4 protein-coding genes are annotated in these 3946 nt (G+C 54.4%); all 4 read left to right on the top strand.

Features of this window, described 5'->3' with window-relative positions; translation table 11 throughout:
• A partial coding sequence (gene fusA, locus ACXRVY_RS19430; RefSeq protein ID WP_458238014.1) for an elongation factor G occupies positions 1-1763 on the top strand: 1763 nt, incomplete at its 5' end.
• A gap of 30 nt (positions 1764-1793) precedes the next feature.
• Complete coding sequence (gene tuf / locus ACXRVY_RS19435) at positions 1794-2987, top strand: elongation factor Tu (protein ID WP_008053875.1); 1194 nt, start codon at positions 1794-1796, stop codon at positions 2985-2987.
• Positions 2988-3144: 157 nt separating this feature from the next.
• The gene (gene rpsJ, locus ACXRVY_RS19440; RefSeq protein WP_458238015.1) at positions 3145-3456 is read left to right on the top strand and encodes a 30S ribosomal protein S10; all 312 of its coding nucleotides are present in this window, start codon (positions 3145-3147) and stop codon (positions 3454-3456) included.
• An 80-nt stretch (positions 3457-3536) separates the two neighbouring features.
• On the top strand, positions 3537-3946 hold a 410-nt coding region (rplC, locus tag ACXRVY_RS19445; RefSeq protein ID WP_458238016.1), incomplete at its 3' end, for a 50S ribosomal protein L3.

Consider the following 3946-nt stretch of genomic DNA (forward strand, 5'->3'; position numbering starts at 1 on the left):
GTGGTACTTCCGGCGTTGAGCCTCAGTCCGAAACCGTATGGCGTCAAGCCAACAAGTACGGTGTTCCACGTATCGTTTACGTGAACAAAATGGACCGTGCCGGTGCGAACTTCCTGCGTGTGATCGCTCAGATCAAGCAGCGTCTGGGTCACACTCCGGTGCCTATCCAGTTGGCTATCGGTTCCGAAGACAACTTCCAGGGTCAGATCGATCTGATGACCATGGAAGCGGTTTACTGGAACGATGCCGACAAGGRTATGACTCCTCGTCGTGAAGCTATCCCTGCCGAACTGCAGGAACTGGCTGAAGAGTGGCGCAACAACATGGTTGAGGCTGCGGCCGAAGCCAGCGAAGAGCTGATGAACAAGTACCTTGAAGGTGAAGAACTCACCATCGAGGAAATCAAGGGTGCTCTGCGTCAGCGTACTATCGCTGGTGAGATCGTTCTGGCTGTTTGCGGTTCTTCCTTCAAGAACAAGGGTGTTCCCCTGGTTCTCGACGCCGTTATCGACTACCTGCCGGCTCCAACCGACATTCCTGCCATCAAGGGTACCGACCCGGATGACGAGGAAAAGCAGATGGAGCGTCATGCAGACGACAACGAGCCGTTCTCGGCTCTGGCGTTCAAGATCGCTACCGACCCATTCGTGGGTACCTTGACTTTCGTCCGTGTTTACTCGGGCGTGTTGGCCTCCGGCGACGGCGTGATCAACTCGGTCAAAGGCAAGAAAGAGCGCGTGGGTCGTATGGTGCAGATGCACGCAAACGCCCGTGAAGAGATCAAGGAAGTACGCGCTGGTGACATCGCGGCCCTGATCGGCATGAAGGACGTCACCACTGGTGAAACCTTGTGCAACGCTGACAAGCCAATCATCCTGGTTCGCATGGACTTCCCGGAGCCGGTTATTTCGGTTGCCGTAGAGCCTAAGACCAAGGATGACCAGGAAAAAATGGGTATCGCTCTGGGCAAACTTGCTCAGGAAGACCCGTCTTTCCGCGTCAAGACTGATGAAGAGACTGGTCAAACGATCATCTCTGGCATGGGCGAACTGCACCTGGACATCCTGGTTGACCGGATGCGCCGTGAGTTCAACGTCGAAGCCAACATCGGCAAGCCTCAGGTTTCGTATCGTGAGCGCATCACGAAGAACTGCGAAATCGAAGGCAAGTTCGTTCGTCAGTCCGGTGGTCGTGGCCAGTTCGGCCATTGCTGGATCCGTTTTGCTCCTGCTGACGAAGGTCAGGAAGGTCTGCAATTCGTGAACGAAGTAGTGGGTGGTGTGGTTCCTAAGGAATACATCCCGGCTATCCAGAAGGGTATCGAAGAGCAGATGAAGAACGGCGTTGTTGCCGGCTATCCGCTGATCGGCCTGAAGGCTACCGTGTTTGATGGTTCTTACCACGACGTCGACTCGAACGAGATGGCGTTTAAGGTGGCTGCTTCCATGGCGACCAAGCAACTGGCCCAGAAGGGCGGTGGTGAGTTGCTCGAGCCGATCATGGCGGTAGAGGTTGTTACGCCTGAAGACTATATGGGTGACGTGATGGGCGACCTTAACCGTCGTCGCGGCATGATTCTGGGTATGGAAGACACGGTCTCCGGCAAGGTGATCCGTGCTGAAGTTCCGTTGGGCGAGATGTTCGGTTATGCGACCGACGTTCGTTCGATGTCCCAGGGTCGCGCAAGCTACTCTATGGAATTCAAAAAATACAATACAGCTCCGTCGCACATCGTCGAAACTGTAACCAAAAAACAAGGCTGATTCAGTCCTTTAGGCAAGGAGTTAATTGTCGTGGCTAAAGAAAAATTTGATCGTTCCCTACCGCACGTCAACGTTGGCACCATCGGTCACGTTGACCACGGTAAAACCACTCTGACCGCAGCTCTGACTCGCGTTTGCTCCGAAGTTTTCGGTTCCGCAATCGTTGATTTCGATAAAATCGACAGCGCGCCAGAAGAAAAAGCTCGTGGTATCACCATCAACACCGCGCACGTCGAGTACAACTCGAAGATCCGTCACTACGCTCACGTTGACTGCCCAGGTCACGCTGACTATGTGAAGAACATGATCACCGGTGCTGCCCAGATGGATGGCGCGATCCTGGTTTGCTCGGCCGCTGATGGTCCGATGCCACAAACCCGTGAACACATCCTGCTGTCCCGTCAGGTAGGCGTTCCGTACATCGTGGTTTTCCTGAACAAGGCTGACCTGGTAGACGACGCTGAGCTGCTGGAACTGGTCGAGATGGAAGTTCGCGACCTGCTGTCCACCTACGACTTCCCGGGCGATGACACTCCAATCATCATCGGTTCGGCTCGTATGGCGCTGGAAGGCAAAGACGACAACGAAATGGGCACTACTGCCGTTCGTAAACTGGTTGAAACTCTGGACAGCTACATCCCAGAACCAGAGCGTGCTATCGACAAGCCATTCCTGATGCCAATCGAAGACGTATTCTCGATCTCGGGTCGTGGTACTGTTGTGACTGGTCGTATCGAGCGCGGTATCGTTCGCGTTCAAGATGCACTGGAAATCGTTGGTCTGCGTGACACCACCACCACCACCTGCACCGGTGTTGAAATGTTCCGCAAGCTGCTCGACGAAGGTCGTGCTGGCGAGAACTGCGGCGTTCTGCTGCGTGGTACCAAGCGTGACGACGTTGAGCGTGGCCAGGTTCTGGTTAAGCCGGGTTCGGTTAAGCCGCACACCAAGTTCACCGCAGAAGTTTACGTTCTGAGCAAGGAAGAAGGCGGTCGTCACACTCCGTTCTTCAAAGGCTACCGTCCACAGTTCTACTTCCGTACTACTGACGTGACTGGTAACTGCCAGCTGCCAGAAGGCGTTGAAATGGTAATGCCAGGTGATAACATCCAGATGGAAGTTACCCTGATCAAGACCATCGCAATGGAAGACGGCCTGCGTTTCGCTATCCGTGAAGGCGGTCGTACCGTCGGCGCTGGCGTCGTAGCCAAAATCATCGAGTAAGCATCTCTTTTGAGATAGCTTCGATGCTTTGAAAAGCCCCCGCTCAGCGGGGGCTTTTTTATTGGGTTGACACCCATCTGGGGCGTCTATAGAATTGCGCCTCCTTTTAACGGGCGTATTGCGCCCGGTGGGAATAGCAGCCGGAGTCTGAAATCCAATGCAAAATCAGCAAATCCGTATCAGGTTGAAGGCTTTCGACCATCGCCTGATCGACCAATCAACCCAGGAAATCGTGGAAACCGCGAAACGTACTGGTGCTCCAGTGCGTGGTCCAATTCCACTGCCTACCCGTAAAGAGCGGTTCACCGTTCTGGTCTCCCCGCACGTCAACAAAGACGCGCGTGACCAGTACGAGATCCGTACTCATAAGCGCGTTCTGGACATCGTCCAGCCAACGGATAAAACCGTTGATGCTCTTATGAAGCTTGATCTTGCGGCCGGTGTGGAAGTGCAGATCAGCCTCGGCTAAGACTCGGTCTTAGTCGTGTAACGCTCTGAAATGGGCGGCCATAGCGGGTGAAAGCCCCGTACACTCATGAGGTTTACAACATGACTATTGGTGTAGTCGGTCGTAAATGCGGTATGACCCGTATTTTCACCGAAGAAGGTGTCTCCATTCCGGTCACGGTCATTGAGATCGAACCGAATCGCGTCACCCAGTTCAAAACTGAAGAGACCGATGGCTATCGTGCAGTGCAAGTCACTGTCGGCGAGCGTCGCGCTTCGCGTGTAACAGCAGCTCAGGCTGGCCACTTCGCTAAGGCGAATGTTGCCGCTGGTCGTACCGTAATGGAATTCCGCCTTGAAGAAGGCGAGTACCAGGCCGGCGATCTGATCAACGCTGAAATCTTCGCCGCTGGTCAACTGGTTGATGTAACCGGTCAGTCCAAGGGTAAAGGCTTCCAGGGTACGATCAAGCGTTGGAATTTCCGCGGGCAAGATAACACCCACGGTAACTC

The sequence above is a fragment of the Pseudomonas sp. P5_A2_2 genome (genome assembly GCF_054177685.1).